We start from the raw sequence: 23053 nt of genomic DNA, 5'->3' as shown, positions 1-23053 counted from the left end.
GCGGTTGCCTAGCGGCCACCGTGCGGGGGACGCGCATGCCTGCATTCCGCGCGCCGCCGCATTAGACCCACCACCATACCCGGAGACCACCGTGAATCCAAACCAACCGGCGGCGAGCGTGCCCGCCCTTGACAGCCTGGGCGGCAACGCCCGGCTGGACACCGAAGCCCAGATCGAAAAACGCGCCTACAGCAAGGTGTTCTGGCGTGTCATGCCGTTCCTGATGCTGTGCTACGTGGTCGCCTACCTCGACCGCGTCAACGTCGGCTTCGCCAAGCTGCAGATGGGCCAGGACCTGGCCTTCTCCGAGACCGTGTTCGGCCTCGGCGCCGGCCTGTTCTTTATCGGCTACTTCCTCTTCGAGGTGCCCAGCAACCTGCTGATGCACCGCATCGGCGCGCGCATCTGGATCGCGCGCATCATGATCACCTGGGGCATCATCTCGGCGCTGTTCCTGTTCGTGAAGACGCCGACCCAGTTCTACACGATGCGATTCCTGCTCGGCCTGGCCGAAGCGGGCTTCTACCCCGGCGTGATCCTGTACCTGACCTACTGGTTCCCGGCCAACCGCCGCGGCAAGATGATCGCGCTGTTCATGTCGGGCATCCCCATTGCAGGCATGTTCGGCAACCCGCTGTCGGGCTGGATCATGGATGCCTTCAACGGCGTGCACGATATGCGTGGCTGGCAATGGATGTTCCTGATCGAGGCGCTGCCCGCGTTCGTGATCGGCGTGGTGACGATCTTCGTGCTGCGCGACGGCATCGACAAGGCACCGTGGCTCGACGCCGATGAAAAGCGCGTGCTCAAGCGCAATATCGAGGAAGACCAGCGCAACGCCCTTAACGCCGCCACCGCCGCCGGCAAGTCCCACGGCCACTCGCTGGGCGCGGTGTTCTCCGACCGCCGCGTGTGGTGGATGTGCCTGATCTACTTCTGCTTCGTCACCGGCCAATACGCTCTGACCTTCTGGATGCCCACGCTGGTGAAGGCCAGCGGCGTGACCGGCAACCTGAACATCGGCCTGCTGTCGGCGATCCCCTTCATCTGCGCCGTGGTCGTGATGAACATCCTGGGCCACAGCGCCGACGCCCGCCGCGAGCGCCGCTGGCACCTGATCGTGCCGGCGCTGATGGGTGCTTTGGGCTTTGCCATTGCTGCCTCGTTCACCAACAATACAACGGTGGCCATCGCCGCACTGTCGCTGGCCGCTGCCGGGGTGCTGACCTGCGCGCCTCTGTTCTGGTCGCTGCCGACCTCGTTCCTGTCGGGCATTGCCGCCGCTTCTGGTATTGCCGTGGTGAATTCGGTCGGCAACCTGGCCGGCTTCGTGTCGCCGTACATGGTCGGCGCGCTGAAGGACATGACGCACAGTACGCAGCTGCCCATGTACGTGCTGTCCGCGATCCTGGTCGTCGGCGCCGTGCTGGTGTGGCTGACGCCCGCTAAACTGGTCAACCGTTGATCCTGGCCGGCCCGCTTTCGACCTAGCCTCGATCGGGCCGGTTCCGTACTACCGCTTTGGAGTTCCCATGCCGCGCTTCGCCGCAAATCTCTCGATGATGTACAACGAGCACGCTTTCCTGGACCGCTTCGCCGCTGCCGCGGCGGACGGCTTCCGGGCGGTAGAGTACCTGTTCCCCTACGAGCACGCCGCCACCGAGCTGCGCGCGCGCCTGGACGCGAACGGTCTCACGCAGGCGCTGTTCAACGCCCCGCCGGGCGACTGGGCAGCCGGTGAGCGCGGCTTGGCTGCGCTGCCGGGGCGCGAGGCGGAGTTCCGCGACGCCGTCGGCCGCGCATTGGAATACGCTGGCGTGATCGGCAATGACCGCGTGCACGTGATGGCGGGGCTAGTGCCGGCCGGTGCCGACCGCGCCCGCCACCGCGCCGCCTACCTGGAGAATGTGGCCTTCGCCGCCAAGGCCGCTGCCGCACAGGGCATCACCATCGTGCTCGAACCGATCAACACGCGCGACATGCCAGGCTACTTCCTGAACCGCCAGGACGATGCGCAGGCAATCTGCAAGGAGATCGGCGCGGCCAACCTGAAGGTGCAGTTCGACTGCTATCACTGCCAGATCGTCGAGGGTGATATCGCGATGAAACTGAAGCGCGACATGTCCGGCATTGGCCATATCCAGATCGCCGGCGTGCCCGAGCGCCATGAACCGGACCTGGGCGAACTGAACTACCCCTATCTGTTCGAGGTCATCGACGGGCTCGGCTACGAAGGCTGGATCGGCTGCGAATATCGCCCCCGCGCCGGCACTTCCGAGGGCCTGGGCTGGCTCAAGCCTTACCTCGGCCGCTGATCCTTCGCGCAAACCCAAAGAGGCTTGAGATCCCGGCCCTTGAGCGGCACCCAGCCAAGCGACTTGCGGCCGCGATAGCGCAGGTACGGCCGGCGGTGCTGGCTACGCGACTTGGCGTACTGCTCGCAAACCGCGTTGACGGTGCCGGAATGGATGCGCAGTTCCTTGCTGCTGCCGGTGGTCAACACGTTCAGATCGAAACCCGTGGGCCATTTCTTGCCCCACTTGAGTGCGTGCTTCTGCGTGTCGTTGCAGAAGTTCCAGACGTAGTTCACCGCGCGGCTCTGCTGATTGAGCAGGCCGTTCAGCGACTTCACCCGGTAGCGATAGACCAGAAGCATGCCGGTCATTCTAATATGGGATTGCTTGCTGCCGGCAGCACTCCTTTCACTCCCCGCCCTGAAGGGCGAGGTTTCTCGGAGCAAGTCTGATGAACGTACTGATTACCGGCGGCGCCGGCTTCCTCGGCCTGCAATTCGCCCGCCTGCTGCTGCAACGCGGCACCCTGAACCTGGACGGCCAGCCCGTCGCCATCGACCGCCTGACGCTGCTCGACGTGGTAGCGCCGCAAGGCCTGGACGATGCGCGCGTGCGCGTGGTGACGGGCGACCTGTCCGACCCGGCCGTGCTGCGCCAGGCCATCGACAAGGACACCGGCGCCGTGTTCCACCTGGCGGCCGTGGTCAGCGGCCAGGCCGAGGCGGATTTCGATCTCGGCATGCGCGTCAACCTGGACGCCTCGCGCGCGCTGCTGGAAACCTGCCGTGAGCTGGGCCACCAGCCGCGCGTGCTGTTCACCAGCTCGGTCGCGGTCTACGGCGGCCAGTTGCCGCCGGTGGTGCAGGACGACACCGCGCTGAGCCCGCAATCGTCGTACGGCGTGCAGAAGGCCATCGGCGAGCTGCTGCTGTCGGACTACAGCCGCCGCGGCTTTGTCGACGGCCGCGTGCTTCGGCTGCCCACCATCAGCGTGCGCCCGGGCAAGCCCAATGCGGCGGCCTCGTCGTTCGCCAGCGGCATCATCCGCGAGCCGCTGTCGGGTGTCAGCGCCAATTGCCCGGTGGCACCGGACACGCCGCTGTGGCTGCTGTCGCCGCGCGCAGCGGTGGCGGCACTGGTCAATGGCATCGAACTGGCCGGCGAACGGCTGGGCAACCGCCGCGTGGTGAACCTGCCGGGCCTGTCGGTCACGGCTGCCGGCATGGTCGACGCCCTGCGCCGCGTGGCGGGCGATGCCGTGGCGGACCGCGTGACGTGGGAGCGCGAAGCGCGCGTGGAGAACATCGTCGGGACCTGGCCGGCGGCGTGGAATGCGGAGCGTGCGCAGTCGCTGGGGTTCCAGAGCGATGCGAGCTTTGATGAGGTGATTCGGGCTTATATGGAGGATGCGGGGCTGAGCAAGTAAAGCCAGGCCGGCTTCCTTCGCGACATGCTGGCATCTCCCGCGGGCCGGCCCCCTTTCCCGTGCGCGGGAAAGGGGATCGGGTCAAGCAGAGGCGAAGACGTCAGTTCCAGATGGGATCCTCTTTCTGCTGCTGTGCCTTGGACTTCGATGTCCAGTACGCACCGATCTGACGTTCGGTGACGTAACCCGACTTCTTGACATCGATCTTGTCAAAGTGCTTGTAGACTACCGGCGCGCCTGCCTGGGCTTCTTCGCGGCTTAGCTTCCCGTCGTGGTTGGTATCGGCAATCTTGAAACGCTCGGAGATTTTGGCCTTGGCTTCGGCGGTAGTCGATGGCGCTGGCGGAATCTGGGCGGATTCCGCGCTTTGCGGGGCTGTTGATTCCGGTTTCTGCTGGGCGCTCGCCGTCGTAAAAGCGAGCACCATCATCACTGTCAAGCCGACTGCAGGCAGCTTACGCATGGTCATTGCCGTCTCCTCATGGTTTGTGATTCGACATTGCCTTCCTAAAGAATGCTTCGGCAACGAAGATCCTCTTTGAGCACTGGCTCACACCGATTCTAGGCAAGCGATCCCTACTTACCAACATCTTTGTGTTACAGGTCGCGACAGCTGATGCAGGACACCGATAATTCTTGCTGCACCTGGAATCCGGCGGCGCGCTACCGGCAAGGCGGGCGGCGTCATTCGGTGACGCCTTGCCTCACACCGCCGGCTTCACCACCTCATACCCTTCAATCGTCTCCCTTACCTGCCCCGGAATCGCCGCCGATTTCTGCGTGGCCGGGTCCGCGCACACATAGACGATCTCACCGGTGATCAGGTGCTCGTCGCCGCGGAACATCTCCACCCGGAACAGCATGCTCGAGCGCCCCAGGCGCGACATGCGGCCGCGGATTTCCAGCTCGTCGTCAAAGCGCGCCGAGGCGTGGTATTCCAGCGTGGACTTGACCACGAAGATGTCCACGCCATGCGCGTGCAGCACGTCTTCCGGATAGCGGATGCCCAGCGCGCGCCAGTACTCGGTCACGCAGATATCGCAGTACGTCAGGTAGTGCGCGTTGAAGACGATCGACTGCGGATCGACTTCGGCCCAGCGCACGCGCAGGGGGATGCTGTGGCGGAAATCCTCTTTGGCCATCGGCTTGGTCTCCTTGTTTGTCGTGGCTTGTCAAGGCACCAGGCCGCCGGCCCGCCGGACAGGGCCGGCAGGCGCGGCGGCCTGAATCGATGATGGTGGCGGCAGGCTGATCGCCGTTATTGCGCCTTGGCCAGCCCCAGCTTCTCGATGATCGCCTTTTCCTTCTTGACGGTCTCGGCCGCAAACTGCGCGTATTGCTGGCTGTTCATGTAGTACGGCTCCATGTCGAACTTGGCCAGCGATTCGCGGTAGTTCGGCATGTCCATGGCCTTCTTGAAGGCGTCATGCAGCTTCTGCACGATCTTCGGGTCGGTACCCTTGGGCGCGACCAGGCCGAACGGCGAGGTCTGCACGATGCCGATGCCCAGTTCCTTCAGCGTCGGCACGTTGGGGAAGCGCGCCGAGCGCTTCTCGCCCCAGGTCGACAGCAGGCGCAGCTTGCCCTGCTCCACATACGGTGCCCACGCCGGCGTGTCGGCCACCGACATCACGTGGCCGCCCAGCAGCGCCTGCATCGACTCGGAATTGCCCTTGTAGGGGATGTGCGAGAACTGCACGCCCTGCTTCATGGCCAGCTCTTCCATGGTCAGGTGCAGCGTGGTCATGGAGCCCGGCGAGCCGTAGGTCAGCTTGCCCGGGTTGGCCTTGGCGTAGGCGATGTACTCCTGCATCGTCTTGATCGGCGAATCGGCCGGCACCACCAGGCCGAACGAATAGCCGGCGAGGTTGATGATGTAGCTCAGGTCCTTGACCGGGTCCCAGTTGATCTTGGTGGTGTACGGCAGGCGGTAGACCGGCATGGCCACCTGGGCCAGCGTGTAGCCGTCCGGCGCGGTGGCCTGCATCATCTGCGCGGGCAGCACGCCGCCCGCGCCGGGCTTGTTCTCGACGATCACGGGCTGGCCCAGGATCTTGGAGGCGTTGTCGGCCAGCACGCGGAACGGGATATCCGTGGAGCCGCCGGCGGTGTAGCCGATCACCAGGCGGATCGGGCGCTGCGGGAACTTGTCGGCCTGTGCCTGGGCGGGCATGGCGGCAAGGCCCAGTGCCGCGGTGGCGGCGGCGATGCCCGCGCGGGCGATGAAGTGGCGGCGTTGCATTTGACTATGTCTCCTTGTGCTGCAAGTCACTGCTGAAAATGGAAGGCCGGGCCGGTGCGGCGCTGACCGCGGCTGCTGGTCTAGTTGTGCGGTGTGCCGAACGCGGCGCGCAGCGCGGCAACGGCGTCGGCATGTGCCTGCGCCACCGCCGGCACGAACCGGCCCAGCTTGAAGAAATCATGGATCATGCCGGGGTAGTCCGCCAGCGTGGCGGCCACGCCGGCGGCGCGCAGCTTCTCTGCGTAGGCCACGCCCTCGTCGTGCAGCGGGTCGTAGCCGGCCACGGCGATCCAGGCAGGGCATGTGCCGCGCACCTCGGCGCCGGTGCCGCCGCCGTCCAGCGGGGCGAAACGCCAGTCGTCGCGGCTGGCTTCCTGGTCCAGGTACTGGGCAAAGAACCAGCGGATCATGTCCGCCGTCAGCAGGTAGCCATCGGCCAGCGCGCGGTGCGACGGCGTGTCCTGGCGCGCACAGGTGCCGGGATAGATCAGCAACTGCAGCACGGGCGCCAGGCCCGTATTGCGGGCCTCCACGGCACACGCCGCGGCCAGCGTGCCGCCGGCGCTGTCGCCTCCCAGCGCGATGCGCGCCGGGTCGGCACCCAGCCGGTCGGCTTCGGCGAAGACCCAGTGCAGCACGTCGAAAGCGTCGTTGGCCGCCGTCGGGAAACGCCATTGCGGCCCGAGCCGGTAGTCCACCGACAGCACCATGCAGTCCGCCTGGCCACACAGCAGCCGGCACAGTGGATCGTGCGAATTGACGCTGCCGACCGTGAAGCCGCCGCCGTGGAAATACACCAGCAAGGGCAGCGGTTCAGTCCAGCTGGCCTCGCGCGGGGTGTAAAGCCTGACCGGAATGGCGTGGCCGTCGCACGCCGGCACCAGCAGGTCTTCCGCCATATGCACGGGCGGCGGGTTGATATCCAGGATCGGCGCGCTTTTCTCGTAGGCGATCTTGGCGTCCTCCGGCGCCATCGCGTGGATCGGCGGCCGCTTGGCGCGCGCGATCAGCTCCAGCAGCGCGGCCACCTGCGGGTCGAGCGGGCTGGACGGCAGGCCGGGCGTGGCGGGCGCATCAGGGCTGGAAGACGGTACGGCGGACATAGGGAATAACGCGGATCCGGACCCGGCGCCAGCGGCGCGCAGAAGCTCTGGCACGTCGCCCGCATCGGGAGAAGTTCGAATTGTGAACGATCGTTCGATTTTAGTATGATGCCAGATGTTCCAGGTGCCCGGCAGTACGAGATAACCCCGAAAAATCCCTGTCAGCCTGCCACGCGGCAAGTTTTTGGGCGATGATCGGCTGAAGCGATCCCGAGGGCTCCGGAAACAGCAATGCAGGCCCATTGAAACCCAAGACAGCGTGCCTGGCGAGTATCCGGTCCAGGCCCGTGCAAAAGACAATTTCGCGGCAGATCCCGGCAGGAGACAAGCAAACATGGCGTTTATCTACTATCTGACCCACATCCACCTGGATTTCGGCGCAGTAAGCCTGCTCAAGTCCGAATGCGAGCGCATCGGCATCCGCCGCCCGCTGCTGGTGACCGACAAGGGCGTGGTCGCCGCCGGCGTGGCGCAGCGTGCCGTTGATGCGATGCAGGGCTTGCAGGTTGCAGTGTTCGATGAAACCCCGTCGAACCCGACCGAGGCCATGGTGCGCAAGGCCGCCGCGCAGTACCGCGAGGCCGGCTGCGACGGGCTGGTGGCGGTGGGCGGCGGCTCGTCGATCGACCTGGCCAAGGGCATCGCCATCCTGGCCACGCATGAGGGCGAGCTGACCACCTATGCCACCATCGAAGGCGGCAGCGCCAAGATCACCGACAAGGCGGCGCCGCTGATCGCGGTGCCCACCACCTCGGGCACCGGCAGCGAGGTAGCACGCGGCGCCATCATCATCCTGGACGACGGCCGCAAGCTGGGCTTCCATTCCTGGCACCTGCTGCCCAAGTCCGCAGTCTGCGACCCCGAACTGACGCTGGGGCTGCCCGCCGGGCTGACCGCGGCCACCGGCATGGATGCAATCGCGCACTGCATCGAGACCTTCCTGGCCCCCGCCTTCAACCCGCCCGCGGACGGCATTGCGCTGGATGGCCTGGAGCGCGGCTGGGGCCATATCGAGCGCGCCACCCGCGACGGCCAGGACCGCGACGCGCGCCTGAACATGATGAGCGCATCGATGCAGGGCGCAATGGCCTTTCAGAAGGGGCTGGGCTGCGTGCATTCGCTGTCGCACCCGCTGGGCGGGCTGAAGATCGACGGCCGCACCGGCCTGCACCACGGCACCCTCAATGCGGTAGTGATGCCCGCGGTGCTGCGCTTCAATGCCGACGCGCCCACGGTGGTGCGCGACGACCGCTACGCACGCCTGCGCCGCGCCATGCACCTGCCCGACGGCGCCGATATCGCGCAGGCCGTGCACGACATGACCGCGCGCCTGGGGTTGCCCACCGGGCTGCGCCAGATGGGCGTCACCGAGGACATGTTCGACAAGGTGATTGCCGGTGCGCTGGTCGATCACTGCCACAAGACCAACCCGAAAGACGCCAGCGCCGCGGATTATCGGCGTATGCTTGAGCAGTCCATGTAGCACACAGCAGCTTCCCGCCGGTCAGACCGACCAAGCGGCTGTCCGGCGGCCCTCCCCTCCACAGTGCAGGAGACAACATGAGCGGCGAGCATTTGCAGGTAGTCCATGGCGATATCACCCGGATGGAGGTCGATGCCATCGTCAACGCGGCCAATAGCGGCCTGTTGGGCGGCGGTGGCGTAGACGGGGCCATCCACGGGGCCGGCGGCTCCGCCATCAAGGAGGCCTGCCGCGCGATCCGCGACGCGCAGGGCGGCTGCCCCACCGGCGAGGCGGTGATCACCACCGGCGGCCACCTGCCGGCGCCATACGTGATCCATGCGGTCGGGCCGGTCTGGCAAGGCGGCGACCAGGGCGAGGACGAACTGCTCGCCAACGCCTACCGCAACAGCATCCGGCTGGCGGCGCAGCACCACCTGCGCAGGCTGGCCTTTCCCAATATCAGCACCGGCATCTACGCCTTCCCGCGCGAGCGCGCGGCGGACATTGCCATCGCCGCGGTGCGCGAGGCGCTGGCCGGGGCGCCGGAGATCGAGCAGGTCACCTTCGTCTGCTTCGACGACGAGAACTACCGCCTGTACCGCGAGCGGTTGTCCTGAGACGGATCGCGGGGCGTGCCCCGCGATCCGCACCGCCTGCGTCAGAACTTGTGGCGCAGGCCCACGGGCAACACCGCCTGGCTGTCATCGGCCGACGGACACACGCCGTTGATCGCGGCCACCGCGCGCTGGCCGGTGCAATCGATCCCCGATGCCTTCTGGTAGATCGCCATTCGGTGCGCCTGGAGCGTCGTTGATGCCGCAGCCCCTGGCATAGTCCGCGGCCACACGCTCATCAGCAATGCCGGCGTCACCTGGTACTTGAAGCTGGCTTCCACGTTGTTGAAGATCGCGGTGCCGTGATGCGTGGCCGGCGCTCCGGCGCAGTCGTCGGCGAGCGCCTGCACCGTTGCCATCGGCAGCACCACCGGCAACAGGCCGTTGCGCACGCAGTTGTTGTGGAAGATGGCACCGAAGCCAGGCGCGACGATGGCGCGGATGCCGAACTCCTTCAGCGTCCACACCGCATGCTCGCGCGAGGAGCCGCAGCCGAAATCGCTTCCGGCCAGCAGGATCGACGCCCCGGTGTACGCCGGCTGGTTCAGCACGAACAAGGGATCGAGGCTGCGGTCCGTTCCCGCCAGGTAGCGCCAGCCGGAGAACAGGCCCTCGGCCAGCCCGTGCTTGGAGACACGCTTCATTTCCCGCGACGGGATAATGGCGTCGGTGTCGAGGCATATCGCGCTGGCATAGGCGCCGACCACGGCGCTGGCGCCAGCCTCGTTCATCTTCTCGACTTCGGCTGCGCCGATCTCCGGCTGTGACTCGGCATCGCCCAGCACCGCTTCCAGCCTGGCGCCGCCCAGCGACTTGATGCCGCCGGCGGCGTGACGAAGGTCCCCTGCCCCGGCCGCCGGTAAATCAGCCCTTCCTTGTGCAGCTCGGCCAGCGCCCGCCGCACGGTCACGCGCGCCACCCGGTCCTGCTCCATCAGCCCGAATTCGGGCGGCAGGCCGCTCACGTCATAGACCCCGTTGAGGATTTTCTGGCGCAATACGAGGTAAATGCGGTGATAACGCAGCATCGGTGAGCTCTGGTTTCCCATGAATGGCAGTCGTTATCTTTCAAGTCTGGCGCGGCCGCTGCCTTCCCTTCGGCCAATCAATACCATTGGCATCAATTAGATATCACTAAGGGACCAGTACGAACCAATTTCGGCAAACTCGCTGGAGCATGACTGGTTCGCCAGGTGGAAGAGGAGATGGGGGGGCGGCGCCGCGATGGTAATGGAAGAGGAAGAAGGCAAGACCAGCCCCCGGGGGCTGGTCTTGCCCGGATCAGGACACAGGCAGCGCGCTGCGGATCAGCAGGTTGACCCGCTCCGGCTGCTCGTGGATCACCCAGTGGGTGCCCTCGGGGATGCGTTCCACGCGCAGGTCCGGCACGAAGTCACCCAGCCCGTCCACCAGTGATTTCGGCAGCGCGCGGTCGCGCTCGCCCCAGATCACCAGCGTGGGCACCCTGACCACAAAGGCGGCCGAATCCAGGCGCGAGATGTCGGGTGGCGGCTCGCCCTCGCCCGGCGGGTGCATGGGCGAGGCGCGGTAGAAATTGACGCCGCCGGTGAGCGGATGGACGCCGGCGTCCTGGCCTTCGCCCGGCTGGGACCATGCCGCGTGGTACCTGGCGCGCGTCTCGGGCGTGTACCAGGCCGCCGGCTTGCCGTCGGCATCGGCCAGCATCCGGTCCAGCAGCGCGAAGTCGTTGGCGGCCAGTGCCTTTTCCGCGCCCGGCTTGCGCAGCCAGTTCATGTACGCGGAAGCGGCCTGCTGCTCGGGATCGGTGGCCAGCGCGCGCGCAAACAGGTACGGATGCGGCGAGTTGACGATGATGAGCTGGCGCACCAGCCGCGGGAACTGGATCGCCAGGTTCCAGCAGATCGCCCCGCCCCAGTCGTGCGCCACCACCACGGCCTGGTCATAGCCCAGCGCGCTGACCAGCTGCACCAGGTCTTCGACGATATGGCGCGGCCGGTAGGCCTCGACCTCGGCGGGCTTGCTCGACAGGTTGTAGCCGCGCAGGTCCGGCGCCACGGCAAAATGCGTGCGCCCGAACTCGGCCAGCTGGGCCTCCCATTCGAACCAGAATTCAGGAAAGCCGTGCACGAACAGCATCAGCGGCTTGCCGCGCTCGCCCGCGCTGGCGTAGTGCAGGCGGGTGCCGTTGGGCAGCGTGGCGTACTGCAGGTGGCGGATCACGGCGGCGGGGGCAGCCATGTTGTTCTCCATATGCGGTCCTCCTCGTTGTGGCGTTGTGCTGGCGTCAGCCGCGCAACGCGGCAACGAGGCCCGCGCGGACCTCGGGCTTGTCGGCAAACGGATCGCCGGGATTGCGCTGCCCGACGATATCCTCGAAGCGTTGGCGCACGGGGGCGAGCGCCTGGGGGTGGGAATAAATATAGAAGCTTTCGTCGCGGATGGCATCGAAGGTCAGCTGCGCGACCTCGGCGGCGGTCACCTTGCCGGAGCCGACGGCCTTGTCCGACAAAGCCTGCGACACCAGCTGCGAGCGCGTCGGCGGCGCCTGGTTGGCCAGGTCGGCGGGCCGGTTGCGCTGGGACTGGTTGATGCCGGTCGGCACGAAGTACGGGCACAGCACCGAGCAGCGCACCTGCTCCGTCACCAGGCCCAGGTCCTGGTATAGGGTTTCAGTCAAAGCCACCACCGCGTGCTTGGACACGTTGTACACGCCCATTGCCGGCGGGTTCAGCAAGCCCGCCATCGACGCCGTGTTGACGATATGGCCCTGGTAGGCCGGATCCTTCCCTGCCGCGGCCAGCATCAGCGGCGTGAAGATGCGCACGCCGTGCACCACACCGTACAGGTTGACGCCCAGCACCCACTCCCAGTCCTTCTCGGAGTTCTCCCAGATCAGGCCGCCCGCGCCCACGCCAGCGTTATTGAACAGCAGGTTGACCTGGCCGAAGGCCTCGATGGCAGCATCGGCCAGCGCCTGCACCTGGTCGGCACGCGAGACGTCCGTGCGCAGCCCGATCACCGGCACATTGCGTGCCTTGAATTCCGCTACGGTCGCGTCCAGCGCGTCTTCCTGCACATCCGCCAGCACCAGCTTCATGCCGATGTCGGCGGCAATGTGGGCAAACTCCTTGCCGAAACCCGAGGCACCGCCGGTAATGACAGCCACCTTGTTGGAGAAATCCTTCATATCGTCTGTCCTGTTGCGTGATTCGTTTGGGGAACGGCGGGCCGTGTGCCGTGCGCGCGCTCAGGCGGCGCGCTGCACCTGGTAGCCCTGCCGCGGGAAATGCACATTGAGCGCACCGGCGCGCGGGTCCTGGCGGCGCAGCGTGACGCGGCGCGCGGTCAGCGACAGCAGCACGCCGGCCACCGGGTCGCGCGCATAGTCGGTGGGCGTGACGGTGACGGGGTCGCCGGCCTGCAGGCCGGCATCGGCGATGACACCCTCATCCAGCACGACCGGATCGGCACTGCGCGCGGCGCCGATCGCGTCCTCGCTGTCGATCACGCGCGGCCGCCCATGGCCGAAGGTGTTCATGCGCGCATACCAGGCCTGCAGGCGCGGGTAAGCCTCCAGCAGCTGCGCCAGCGCGCCGGCGCGGCGGATAAACCATAGGTTGTGGTACAGCGAGAAGTCGGCAACCGACAGCGCCGGCCCGGCCACATGCTCGATCCCCGCCGCGAACTGCGTTTCCAGTTGACCGAACGTTTCATGCAGCAGCGCGGTGGCTTCGGCCAACGGCATGCGCAGCGCATTGGTGTCGCCGCGCATGGCCTTGCGGTCGGCGCTAAAGGCCTGGACCTGCGCCGGCGACAGGTGGCCCAGCATGCTGGCAACGCCGGCTGGCTGGAACACATAGGTCACCGACGCCGTGAACAGCGCCGCATCGAACCAGGCTGCCGCGACCCGCGCCGCCGCGGCCTGGGCCGGCGGATACAGCGCCGGCGTGGGCGCCAGCGCGTCCAGCACCTCGCAGATCAGCGCGGTATCGCAGTAGATATCGGCACCGACCTGCATCACCGGCGTGCGGCGGTAGCCGCCGGTCAGCGCCAGCAGGTCAGGCTTGGGCAGGATGGCGGGGATTTCCACCGCCTGCCACGCCAGTCCCTTGGCGCCCAGCAGCAGGCGGACCTTCTCGGAGAATGGCGAAGTTGCGTACTGGTGAAGAATGATGTCAGCCATGCGGTCCACCTCCATGTTTGCCAGCGGGTGCCGTGCGAATTCAGTCCAGCAGGTCCGGCTGTTCCTTGACGATGCGGGCATAGAGCGGCTGGAACTGGAACCAGCCCGCCTGCGCCGTGCCGACGATCGAATAGGCCTGGCGCGCGGCCGCATCGGAGATCAGCTTCAGCGGCGCCTGGGTGCGCGCCGCGGCGGCTTCGGCCAGCAACTGGACGTGGCAGGAGCGCTCCATGGTGATGAACCACCAGGCGGCTTCGTCCACGGTCTTGCCGACCGTCAGCAGGCCATGGTTCTGCAGGATCGCGGCCTTGTTCTGGCCCAGCGCATTGGCGATGCGCTGGCCCTCGTCGAGTTCCACCACCACGCCGCCGAAATCGTCATAGACCGCATGGTCCTGGTAGAACGCGCACACGTCCTGCGTCAGCGGATCGAGCGGGCGGCCCAGCGTGGACCACGCGCGGCCATAGGTGCTGTGCGAATGCGCGGCCGCGACCGCGTCGGAGCGGGTCTGGTGCACGCGCGAATGGATGGCAAAGGCCGCGGCATTGACCGGGTAGTCACCCTCGACCACGTCGCCGTGGTGGTCACAGCGGATCAGGTTGGAGACCTTGACCTGGCTGAAATGCACGCCGAAGGGATTGACCCAGAAGGTATCGGGAAACTCCGGGTCGCGCGCGGTGATATGGCCGGCCACGCCTTCATCGAAACCGAACCTGGAAAACAGCCGGAAGGCCGCGGCCAGGCGCTGCTTGCGGTGCAGGCGCTCTTCGGCGGCGGTGGCGAACTGCGGCGGGCGCGGCAGGTTGCGGTAGCGGGCCTTGACCTCTTCGGGCAGGCCGGCGCCGATCTCGTCGTCGCTCTGGATTTGCGGGGCTTGCGCGGCATTCATCGGTGTCTCCGTTTTTTTGGTGAAATCCGTTGCCCGCGGCGCGCCCGTCAGGCGCGCCGCGGCCCTGCATGCGCCGATCAGACCAGCTTGACCAGCTGCTTGCCGAAATTCTTGCCCTTGAGCAGGCCGATAAAGGCTTCCGGCGCGCTGGCCAGGCCTTCGGCGATGCTTTCGCGGAACTTGAGCTTGCCCTGTGCGACAGCAGTGCCCAGTTCCTTCAGCGCCTGCGGCCAGACTTCCATGTGCTCGGAGACGATAAAGCCTTCGATGGTCAGGCGCGACACCAGGATCAGCTGCGGGTTCTTCAGCGGCAGCGGCTGGCCGTCATAGCCCGCGATCATGCCGCACATGGCGATGCGGCCGAAGGCGTTCATGCGCGTCAGCACGGCGTCCAGGATATCGCCGCCGACATTCTCGAAATAGCCGTCGATGCCGTCCGGGGTGGCTTCCTTGAGCATCGTGTAGAGCTCCTTGGGATCCTTGGCCGCCTTGTAGTCGATGCAGGCATCGAAGCCCAGCTCATTGACCACGTAGTCGCACTTGTCCTTGCCGCCGGCAAATCCGACCGCGCGGCAGCCGGCCAGCTTGGCCAGCTGCCCGACCACGCTGCCCACCGCGCCGGAAGCCGCGCTGACCGCGATGGTCTTGCCCGGCTTGGGCAGGATGATCTTGTTCAGGCCGTACCAGGCGGTCACGCCCGGCATGCCGACCGAGCCTAGGTAGGCCGACAGCGGGATATGCGTGGTGTCGACTGGCTGCAGGCCGGTGCCGTCGCTGACGCCCATCTCCTGCCATCCGAACATGCCGACCACCTTGTCGCCCGGCTTGAACTTGCTGTTCTTGCTTTCCACCACTTCGCCCACGGTGCCGCCGATCATGACCTCATCGAGCGGCTGCGGCGCGGCATAGGACTTGCTGTCGTTCATGCGGCCGCGCATGTACGGGTCCAGCGACAGGTAATGGTTGCGCACCAGCACCTGGCCGTCGGCGATCTGCGGCACGGGCACTTCTTCCAGGCGGAAATTGGCCGGCGTCACCGCGCCTTCGGGACGCGAGGCCAGGACGATGCGCTTGAACGTTTTGGACATGATCGATTCCTTTCAGTAGGAATATGGAACGGCTTGAATACTGCGTCGGGAGGGACAGCCGCGCTGCCCCGTCTGCTGCATCGGTGCCGGCGCTCAGCCGTCGGCACCGGTATCGGTTTCACCCGGGCGCTGCGGCGGCATGCGCCGGATGTACTTGAAGGTGCCCGAGCCGCGCGCCACGGTCTTGCCGTCGGCATCGACGATCTCGCCTTCGCAGAACACCATGGTGGTGGTGCGGTGCACGGTGGTGCCGCGCGCGGTCAGCGCGCCGCGCCCCGGCGTCATGAAGCTGGTCTTCATCTCGATGGTGACCACGCCCCGGCCATCCGCGTCGCTGCTGCGGCCGGCCACCGCCATGGCCACGTCGAGCAGCGTCATGATCACGCCGCCGTGGGCCATGTCCCAGCTGTTCTGGTGGCGCTTCTCGATCGGCAGCGCGATCTCGCTGCGGCCGCCTTCGGCAAGGTTGCAGGTCACGCCGAGGTCGGCGAGGAAGGGAATGTGGGTCAGGGGGCCTTTGAACTGGTTCATGGCAATTGCGAGTCCGAGAATTAGGTGCCGGCGAGGCCGAGGCCTCGCGCCGGCCCCAAGTTTGAGGGCAATCCGGGATTCCGCCAAGCCGCGCCGTGCGTCATGTCCGGAATGCCCCTGGCCCGGCTCAGACCGCGCTGACGCCGCCGTCCACCGCCAAGATCTGGCCGGTGATGTGTTTGCCGGCGTCGCTGGCAAACAGCAGAGCCGCGCCCTTCAGGTCCTCGTCGTCGCCCAGGCGGTGCAGCGGCACGCCGGCGCACATCGCCTCTACGCCCATGCGCTCGAGCGAGCCCTTGGTCATCTTTGACGGGAAGAAGCCCGGCGCCAGCGCGTTGACGGTGATGTTGTGCTCGCCCCACTCGGCCGCCAGCGTGCGCGTGAAATTGACCACCGCACCCTTGGAGGTGTTGTAGGCAATGGTCTCCATGCTGCCCGGCGGGTTGCCGGCCAGGCCCGCGATCGACGCCACGTTGATGATGCGGCCATAGCGGCGCGGGATCATCGACAGCTTGCCGATGCGCTGGCTCAGCAGGAACAGGCCGCGGATGTTCAGGTTCATTACCTTGTCCCAGGCCTCGACCGGGTGGTCTTCGGCGGGTGCGCCCCAGGTGGCGCCGGCGTTGTTGACCAGGATGTCGACGTGGCCCAGTTTAGCGATGGCTTCGTCCGCCAGGCGCGCGATCTCCGACTCCTGCGAGCCGTCGGCGGCGATCCAGTCGGCCTCGATGCCGAGCGACTTCAGGTGCGCCTGCGCCGCCTGCAGCTCATCGGCCTTGCGTGCCGACAGCACCACGCGCGCGCCCTGCTCGCCGAGCGCCTCGGCAATCTGCAGGCCAAGCCCGCGCGAGCCGCCGGTGATCAGCGCGGTCTTGCCCTTCAGGTCAAATAGTTGCTGGATGGTACGCATATTGTCTTCCTTCGTTCTGTAGTGTTCGGGGATGGGCGAGCGCCGCTCAGAACCACGCGTCCTGCATGTCGAGCGTGGTGCGGTCGAGCGATTCAAGCAGCGCCAGTTGCGGGCCGACCTTGGGCAGCTCCCAGCGGAAGAAGTAAGCCGCCGCGGCCAGCTTCCCGCGGTAGAAGTCCTCGTCTTCCTTGCCGTTCGCGCGCGGCAGCGCGGCTTGCGCCAGCAGTGCCTGCTCCAGCCAGATCCACGCCACCACCACGTGCCCGAAGGCCTCCAGGTAGACCGAGGCATTGGCCAGCGTCACGTTGTGGTCGCCCGCGCTCCACAACGCCTGCGTGACCTCGGCCAGGCGTCTGGTGGCGGCGCCGAGGGCGCCTGCCTGCTGCGACAGCTCGGCATCGCCGGCGGCCAGCGCGCCGCCGATGGTGTCCTGCACGCGCTCTCCCAGCAGCTTGAAGGCCGCGCCATCCTTCATCACCACCTTGCGGCCCAGCAGGTCCAGGCCCTGGATGCCGTGCGTGCCTTCGTGGATCGGGTTCAGGCGGTTGTCGCGGTAAAACTGCTCGACGTTGTACTCGCGTGTGTAGCCATAGCCGCCATGCACCTGGATCGCCAGGTTGTTGGCCTCCAGGCACCATTGCGACGGCCAGCTCTTGGCGATCGGGGTCAGGATGTCGAGCAGCAGCGCCAGGCGCGCATGCGCGGCCTCGTCGCCGGCGGCCGCCGCGGCCTCTTCCTCGTCGACCAGGCGCGCGCAATACAGGTTCAGCGCCAGGCCGCCTTCGACATAGCTCTTCTGCGCCAGCAGCATGCGGCGGATATCGGCGTGCTCGACCAGCTTCACCTGCGGGCTGGCCGCATCCTTGCCGCCGGGGCCGACCGCGCGGCCTTGCGGGCGGTTGCGCGCGTAGTCCAGCGCGTGCAGGTAGCCGGTATAGCCCAGCATCACCGCGCCCAGGCCCACGCCGATGCGTGCCTCGTTCATCATGTGGAACATGCAGGCCAGGCCCTTGTGCGGCTCGCCCACCAGGTAGCCGATCGCGCCGGCCTTGCCGCCCGGCTGGTACTTCATGCCTTCGCCGAAGTTGAGCAGGCAGTTGGTGGTGCCGCGGTAGCCCATCTTGTGGTTCAGGCCGGCCAGCACCACGTCGTTGTGCTCGCCCAGCGAGCCGTCTTCGTTGACCAGGTACTTGGGCACGATGAAGAGCGAGATGCCCTTCACGCCCGGGATCAGCTTGCCGTCCGGGCCGGGGATCTTGGCCAGCACCAGGTGGACGATATTGTCCGACAGCTCGTGCTCGCCGGCCGAGATCCACATCTTGTTGCCGCGCAGCCGGTACTGCGCGCCCAGCGGCGATTCGCCCTCGTACTCGGCGCGCGTGGTGATGTCCGACAGCGAAGAGCCCGCCTGCGGCTCGGACAGGCACATGGTGCCGAAGAAGCGCCCTTCCATCTCCGGCTTGACGAAGGTCTCGACCTGCGCGGGCGTGCCGTGCGTCAGCAGCAGGTTGGCGTTGCCGATGGTCAGGAAGGGGTACGAGCTGGTGCCGACGTTGGCACCCTTGAAGTAGGCGAAGCCGGCCTTCTCGACCACCACTGGCAGCTGCATGCCGCCCAGTTCATAGTCCTGGCCGGCGGCCATCAGCCCGGCCTCGCAGAAGGCTTTCAGCGCGGTGCTGACCTCGGGGATGATGCTGACGGTCTCGCCGTCGAAATGCGGCTCTTGCTGGTCGTTCTTCTTGTTGTGCGGCGCGAACAGGTCGGTGGCGATCTTTTCGCAGGTGTCCAGCGCGGCATCGAAGGTCTCGCGCGAGTGATCGGCATAGCGCGGGATGCGCGTGAGCTCGTCGACCTTGAGCCATTCGTACAGCACGAAGTTCAGGTCGCGGCGGGAAAGGATCATCGACATGGTGTCTCCATGCGGCGCACTGCGTGGCGCGCCGTGAATTCTTGTTGCCTTCTAACCAACCGCCGGTTTGCTCCCCTCTCCCGCCTGCGGGAGAGGGGCTGGGGGAGAGGGCCGGCGTATGGCAAGCGCCGGAACGCTTCACTCCGTGGAGACTCCCGCCCTCTCCCCCGCCCCTCTCCCATAAATGGGAGAGGGGAGCAAACCGGCGTCGGGTGTAAAGCTGTGGTCAAAAAAAGGCGCATACGCGCCCTGCCTGGTCCCATGCAAAGCATGGGACCAGCGCCATGACCGTGCCCTGCTTCAGAGCACTTCGAACAATCCAGCCGCGCCCTGCCCACCGCCGATGCACATGGTCACCACCACGTACTTCACACCGCGGCGCTTGCCTTCGATCAGCGCATGGCCGACCAGGCGCGCGCCCGACACACCGTAGGGGTGGCCCACGGCGATGGCGCCGCCGTTGACGTTCAGGCGGTCCATCGGGATGCCCAGCGTATCGGCGCAATACAGCACCTGCACGGCGAAGGCTTCGTTCAGCTCCCACAAGCCGATGTCGTCGACCTTCAGGCCAGCCTTCTTCAGCAGCTTGGGCACGGCAAAGACCGGGCCGATGCCCATCTCGTCCGGCTCGCAGCCAGCCACGGCAAAGCCGCGGAACACGCCCAGCGGCTGCAGGCCGCGGGCCTCGGCCACGCGTGCGTTCATTACCACGGCAGCCGAAGCGCCGTCCGAGAACTGCGAGGCATTGCCGGCGGTGATCACGCCGCCCGGCACGGCGCTGCGGATCTTGGCCACGCCTTCCAGCGTGGTATCGGCGCGGATGCCTTCGTCGGCGGAGATGGTGACTTCCTTCGTCACCAGCTGGCCGGTCGATTTGTCGGCCACGCCCGCCAGCACCGTCATCGGCACGATCTCGTCCTTGAACTTGTCGGCTTCCTGCCCGGCGGCGGCGCGTTGCTGGCTGCGCACGCCGTACTCATCCTGGCGCTCCTTCGAGATGTTGTAGCGCTTGGCCACGTTCTCGGCGGTCTGCAGCATGTTCCAGTAGATTTCCGGCTTGTTCTTCAGCAGCCAGCTTTCCTGGACCATATGGCGGTTCATCTCCTGCTGCACGCACGAGATGCTCTCCACGCCGCCGGCGACGAAGATGTCGCCCTCATCGGCGATCACGCGCTGGGCGGCCATGGCAATGGTCTGCAGGCCGGACGAGCAGAAGCGGTTGACGGTGGCGCCGGGCACGGTGACCGGGCAGCCGGCGCGCAGTGCGATCTGGCGCGCGATGTTGGCGCCGGTGGCACCTTCCGGATTGGCGCAGCCCATCAGCACGTCTTCCACTTCGGCGGCCTCGATCTTGGCGCGGGCAATGGCGTGCTGGACGGCATGGCCGCCCAGCGTGGCGCCGTGGGTCATGTTGAAGGCGCCCTTCCAGCTCTTGGCCAGGGGGGTCCGCGCGGTGGATACGATGACTGCTTCGTTCATGTCTTGCTCCTCGGAATCTCTTGTGTCGTTCAGTTCGGTGGTTCGGTTCAGCCCTGGCCCTTGAGCAGTTCAGCGGACGTGACGCGCGCAACGCCGGCGGCGCCGAGGTCCTGCCATGCCCTGGCCAGCGACCCTTCCAGGTCGATGGCGCGGCAGGCATCCTCGATCACCGCGGCGGCAAAGCCCGCGGCGCGCGCATCGAGCGCGCTCCAGGCCACGCAGTAGTCCGTCGCCAGCCCGGCGCAGAACACGCGCTTGACGCCATGCTCGCGCAGGTAGCCGGCTAGCCCGGTGCGCGTGGCGCGGTCCGCCTCCAGGAAGGCGGAGTAGCTGTCCACATCGGCGTGATGGCCCTTGCGGATCACCAGCCGCGCATGCGGCACGTGCAGGCCCGCATGCAGCGCAGCGCCGGGCGTGTCCTGCACGCAATGCACCGGCCACAGCACCTGCTCGCCATACGGCAGCGTCAGCGTCTGGAACGGCTGCGTGCCCGCATGGTTGGCCGCGAACGAGACGTGGCTGACGGGATGCCAGTCCTGTGTCAGCACCACATGACCGAACGCACGCGCCAGCCGGTTGATGACGGGCACCACCTCATCGCCGTGGGGCACGGCAAGCGCGCCGCCCGGCATGAAGTCGTTCTGCACGTCGATCACCAGCAGGCAATCGTCCGGTCCGATAGTGGTGTTCATCTCAGCTCCAGGCTGAACCGTGTGGCTGTATTAACCGTTAAAGCCCTTGCCTTCGTCCGCCAGCTTCTGCAGCAGCGGCGCGACCTGCCAGGCTTCACCGTGGTAGCCCTTGGCATAGCGCTTCATCGACAGCGCCACGTTGTACAGGCCGACCTGGTCCGCGTACAGCATCGGGCCGCCGCGGAAGAGCGGGAAGCCGTAGCCGGTCAGGTACACCATGTCGATATCCGAGGCCTTGGAAGCAATGCCTTCTTCCAGGATCTTGGCGCCTTCGTTGACCAGCGCGAACACCAGGCGCTCGACGATCTCTTCGTCAGAAATCTTGCGGCGCGTGATACCCAGGTCCTTCGAATGCTGCACGATCATGTCGTTGACCTGCTGGTTCGGGTACGGCTTGCGGTCGCCCGCCTTGTAGTCGTACCAGCCCGCGCCGGTCTTCTGGCCGAAGCGGCCCATCTCGCACAGCAGGTCGGCGGTCTTCGAGTACTGGATGTCCGGCTTGTCCACCGCGCGGCGCTTGCGGATGGCCCAGCCGATGTCGTTGCCGGCCAGGTCGCCCATGCGGAACGGGCCCATGGCAAAGCCGAACTTCTCGATGGCCTTGTCCACCTGTTCCGGCAGCGCGCCTTCGTCCAGCAGGTAGCCTGCCTGGCGGCTGTACTGCTCGATCATGCGGTTGCCGATAAAGCCGTCGCACACGCCCGACACCACCGCGGTCTTCTTGATCTTCTTGCCGATCTGCATGACCGTGGCCAGCACGTCTTTGCCGGTCTTCTCGCCGCGCACCACTTCCAGCAGCTTCATCACGTTGGCCGGGCTGAAGAAGTGCATGCCGACCACGTCCTGCGGACGCTTGGTGAACGAGGCGATCTTGTTGACGTCCAGCGTGGAGGTGTTCGAGGCCAGGATCGCGCCTTGCTTGGCGACTTCATCCAGCTTCTTGAACACGGTCTCCTTGACGCCCATTTCCTCGAACACGGCCTCGATGATCAGGTCGGCGTCCTTGAGGTCGTCATAGGACAGCGTGGTGCTCAGCAGGCCCATGCGCTGCTCGACCTTCTCCTGCGTCAGCTTGCCCTTCTTGGCGCTGTTCTCGTAGTTCTTGCGGATCGTCGCCACGCCGCGGTCCAGCGCTTCCTGCTTGGTTTCCAGGATGGTGACCGGGATGCCCGCGTTCAGGAAGTTCATGCTGATGCCGCCACCCATGGTGCCGGCGCCGATCACGGCGACCTTCTCGATCTTGCGGGTCGGCGTGCCTTCGGGCACGTCGGGGATCTTGCTGGCGGCACGCTCGCCGAAGAAGGCGTGGCGCAGCGCGCGCGATTCCGGCGTGGTCACCAGGAACAAGAAGCCCTCGCGCTCTTCCTTGAGGCCTTGCTCGAACGGCTTGAGCGAGCCGGCCACCGCTTCCAGGCACTTCAGCGGCGCCGGGAAGTTCTTTGCCATCGCGGCCACCGTGTTGCGGGCAAAGCCCAGGTAGCCTTCGGGGTTCTCGTGGCGCACCTTCAGGTCGCGCACCTTGGGGTGCGGGCCGGCGGCGGCACCGACGTTCTGCGCGAACTTGACCGCCGCGGGCAGCACGTCACCGTCGACGATCTCGTCGAACAGCTTGGTGCCGGCGAACTTCTCGGACAGCACGGGGGTGCCCGACACAATCATGTTTGCCGCGGCCTCCAGGCCGATCACGCGCGGCAGGCGCTGCGTGCCGCCGGCGCCGGGCAGCAGGCCCAGCTTCACTTCCGGCAGCGCGATCTGCGCGCCCTTGGACGCCACGCGGTAGTTACAGCCCAGCGCCAGTTCCAGGCCGCCACCCATGGCGACCGAGTGCACGGCGGCCACCACCGGCTTGGAGGAGCCTTCCAGCACGCGGATCACCGAGTGCAGCGTCGGCTCCTGCATGGCCTTGGGCGTATTGAATTCACGGATGTCGGCGCCGCCCGAGAAAGCCTTGCCAGCGCCGGTGATGACGATGGCCTTGATGGCGGCATCGTCCAGCGCACGGGTCATGCCTTCGACGATGCCAAGCCGGGTGCTGTGACCCAGGCCGTTGACAGGGGGATTGTCGAGCGTGATGACGGCTACGCCGTCCTGAACCTGATACTGCGCTGTCATGCTGGTTCCTTTGGTGTCAAAAGTTGTCTCGGGATTCGAATTCTCGAATTCAATTTTTACTGCACGGCGCGGCCAGCGGCGGCCGGCGACTGCTGCGGGAGGTGACTGTCATGGGCGGGTAAACCCTCCGCCCGA

General features: G+C 66.5%; 22 protein-coding genes and 1 pseudogene. 5 read left to right on the top strand and 18 right to left on the bottom strand.

The features are described 5' to 3' along the window. Positions 1-91 precede the first annotated feature (91 nt). Positions 92-1465 (top strand): MFS transporter, encoded by a 1374-nt coding sequence (locus CNE_RS07680; RefSeq protein ID WP_013956557.1) that lies wholly within the window; start codon positions 92-94, stop codon positions 1463-1465. Positions 1466-1532: 67 nt separating this feature from the next. Next, a complete protein-coding gene (otnI, locus tag CNE_RS07675) occupies positions 1533-2315 on the top strand; it encodes a 2-oxo-tetronate isomerase (RefSeq protein WP_013956556.1) in 783 nt (260 codons plus the stop codon). 23 nt (positions 2316-2338) lie between these two features. Here the strand turns inward: otnI and CNE_RS07670 are convergent. Next, positions 2339-2656, bottom strand: a pseudogene (locus CNE_RS07670) (RNA-guided endonuclease InsQ/TnpB family protein); the annotation flags it as partial. A gap of 89 nt (positions 2657-2745) precedes the next feature. Here CNE_RS07670 and denD point away from each other — a divergent pair. Next, positions 2746-3720, top strand: a complete 975-nt coding sequence (gene denD / locus CNE_RS07665) for a D-erythronate dehydrogenase (protein ID WP_013956554.1) — start codon at positions 2746-2748, stop codon at positions 3718-3720. A gap of 100 nt (positions 3721-3820) precedes the next feature. Here denD and CNE_RS07660 read toward each other — a convergent pair whose 3' ends face one another. The 4 genes from CNE_RS07660 to CNE_RS07645 form a co-directional block, all read right to left on the bottom strand. Then, entirely contained in the window at positions 3821-4189 is a 369-nt protein-coding gene (locus tag CNE_RS07660) for an EF-hand domain-containing protein (RefSeq protein ID WP_013956553.1), read from the bottom strand. A 235-nt stretch (positions 4190-4424) separates the two neighbouring features. Further along, positions 4425-4862 (bottom strand): YbgC/FadM family acyl-CoA thioesterase, encoded by a 438-nt coding sequence (locus CNE_RS07655; protein WP_013956552.1) that lies wholly within the window; start codon positions 4860-4862, stop codon positions 4425-4427. A gap of 116 nt (positions 4863-4978) precedes the next feature. After that, positions 4979-5962 (bottom strand): tripartite tricarboxylate transporter substrate binding protein, encoded by a 984-nt coding sequence (locus tag CNE_RS07650; protein WP_013956551.1) that lies wholly within the window; start codon positions 5960-5962, stop codon positions 4979-4981. 80 nt (positions 5963-6042) lie between these two features. Next, complete coding sequence (locus CNE_RS07645) at positions 6043-7065, bottom strand: alpha/beta hydrolase (protein ID WP_013956550.1); 1023 nt, start codon at positions 7063-7065, stop codon at positions 6043-6045. A gap of 334 nt (positions 7066-7399) precedes the next feature. Here CNE_RS07645 and CNE_RS07640 point away from each other — a divergent pair, with 334 nt between their 5' ends. Both CNE_RS07640 and CNE_RS07635 read left to right on the top strand, forming a co-directional pair. Then, on the top strand, positions 7400-8548 hold the full coding sequence (locus CNE_RS07640) for an iron-containing alcohol dehydrogenase (RefSeq protein WP_013956549.1): 1149 nt from the start codon (positions 7400-7402) through the stop codon (positions 8546-8548). A 77-nt stretch (positions 8549-8625) separates the two neighbouring features. After that, complete coding sequence (locus CNE_RS07635; protein ID WP_013956548.1) at positions 8626-9147, top strand: O-acetyl-ADP-ribose deacetylase; 522 nt, start codon at positions 8626-8628, stop codon at positions 9145-9147. Between the two features lie 41 nt (positions 9148-9188). Here CNE_RS07635 and leuD read toward each other — a convergent pair whose 3' ends face one another. The 13 genes from leuD to CNE_RS07575 form a co-directional block, all read right to left on the bottom strand. Continuing rightward, a complete protein-coding gene (gene leuD, locus CNE_RS42690; RefSeq protein WP_013956547.1) occupies positions 9189-9875 on the bottom strand; it encodes a 3-isopropylmalate dehydratase small subunit in 687 nt (228 codons plus the stop codon). Then, the gene (locus CNE_RS39115; protein ID WP_238553063.1) at positions 9872-10171 is read right to left on the bottom strand and encodes a GntR family transcriptional regulator; all 300 of its coding nucleotides are present in this window, start codon (positions 10169-10171) and stop codon (positions 9872-9874) included. The genes leuD and CNE_RS39115 overlap by 4 nt, the downstream gene beginning before the upstream one ends. Before the next feature lie 253 nt (positions 10172-10424). Continuing rightward, positions 10425-11375 (bottom strand): alpha/beta fold hydrolase, encoded by a 951-nt coding sequence (locus tag CNE_RS07625; RefSeq protein ID WP_013956545.1) that lies wholly within the window; start codon positions 11373-11375, stop codon positions 10425-10427. Between the two features lie 34 nt (positions 11376-11409). Beyond that, complete coding sequence (locus CNE_RS07620; RefSeq protein WP_013956544.1) at positions 11410-12312, bottom strand: SDR family oxidoreductase; 903 nt, start codon at positions 12310-12312, stop codon at positions 11410-11412. A 60-nt stretch (positions 12313-12372) separates the two neighbouring features. After that, a complete protein-coding gene (locus CNE_RS07615) occupies positions 12373-13308 on the bottom strand; it encodes a glutathione S-transferase family protein (RefSeq protein WP_013956543.1) in 936 nt (311 codons plus the stop codon). Between the two features lie 40 nt (positions 13309-13348). Next, the gene (locus tag CNE_RS07610) at positions 13349-14197 is read right to left on the bottom strand and encodes a class II aldolase/adducin family protein (protein ID WP_013956542.1); all 849 of its coding nucleotides are present in this window, start codon (positions 14195-14197) and stop codon (positions 13349-13351) included. A 77-nt stretch (positions 14198-14274) separates the two neighbouring features. Next, entirely contained in the window at positions 14275-15285 is a 1011-nt protein-coding gene (locus CNE_RS07605; protein WP_013956541.1) for an NADP-dependent oxidoreductase, read from the bottom strand. Between the two features lie 93 nt (positions 15286-15378). Further along, a complete protein-coding gene (locus tag CNE_RS07600) occupies positions 15379-15816 on the bottom strand; it encodes a PaaI family thioesterase (RefSeq protein WP_013956540.1) in 438 nt (145 codons plus the stop codon). A 127-nt stretch (positions 15817-15943) separates the two neighbouring features. Beyond that, entirely contained in the window at positions 15944-16726 is a 783-nt protein-coding gene (locus CNE_RS07595) for an SDR family oxidoreductase (RefSeq protein ID WP_013956539.1), read from the bottom strand. A gap of 46 nt (positions 16727-16772) precedes the next feature. After that, on the bottom strand, positions 16773-18635 hold the full coding sequence (locus tag CNE_RS07590) for an acyl-CoA dehydrogenase (RefSeq protein WP_013956538.1): 1863 nt from the start codon (positions 18633-18635) through the stop codon (positions 16773-16775). Positions 18636-18935: 300 nt separating this feature from the next. Continuing rightward, positions 18936-20114 carry an acetyl-CoA C-acyltransferase gene (locus CNE_RS07585; RefSeq protein ID WP_013956537.1) on the bottom strand — a complete coding sequence of 393 codons (1179 nt, stop codon included), beginning with the start codon at positions 20112-20114 and terminating at the stop codon, positions 18936-18938. 47 nt (positions 20115-20161) lie between these two features. Next, entirely contained in the window at positions 20162-20806 is a 645-nt protein-coding gene (gene pncA / locus CNE_RS07580; RefSeq protein ID WP_013956536.1) for a bifunctional nicotinamidase/pyrazinamidase, read from the bottom strand. A gap of 30 nt (positions 20807-20836) precedes the next feature. Beyond that, positions 20837-22918 carry a 3-hydroxyacyl-CoA dehydrogenase NAD-binding domain-containing protein gene (locus CNE_RS07575; protein ID WP_013956535.1) on the bottom strand — a complete coding sequence of 694 codons (2082 nt, stop codon included), beginning with the start codon at positions 22916-22918 and terminating at the stop codon, positions 20837-20839. Positions 22919-23053 lie beyond the last annotated feature (135 nt).

The organism is Cupriavidus necator N-1 (genome assembly GCF_000219215.1).
Lineage (GTDB): Bacteria > Pseudomonadota > Gammaproteobacteria > Burkholderiales > Burkholderiaceae > Cupriavidus > Cupriavidus necator.
Note: the sequence above shows the minus strand (reverse complement) of the source record. Positions and strands in the feature narration are given on the sequence as shown.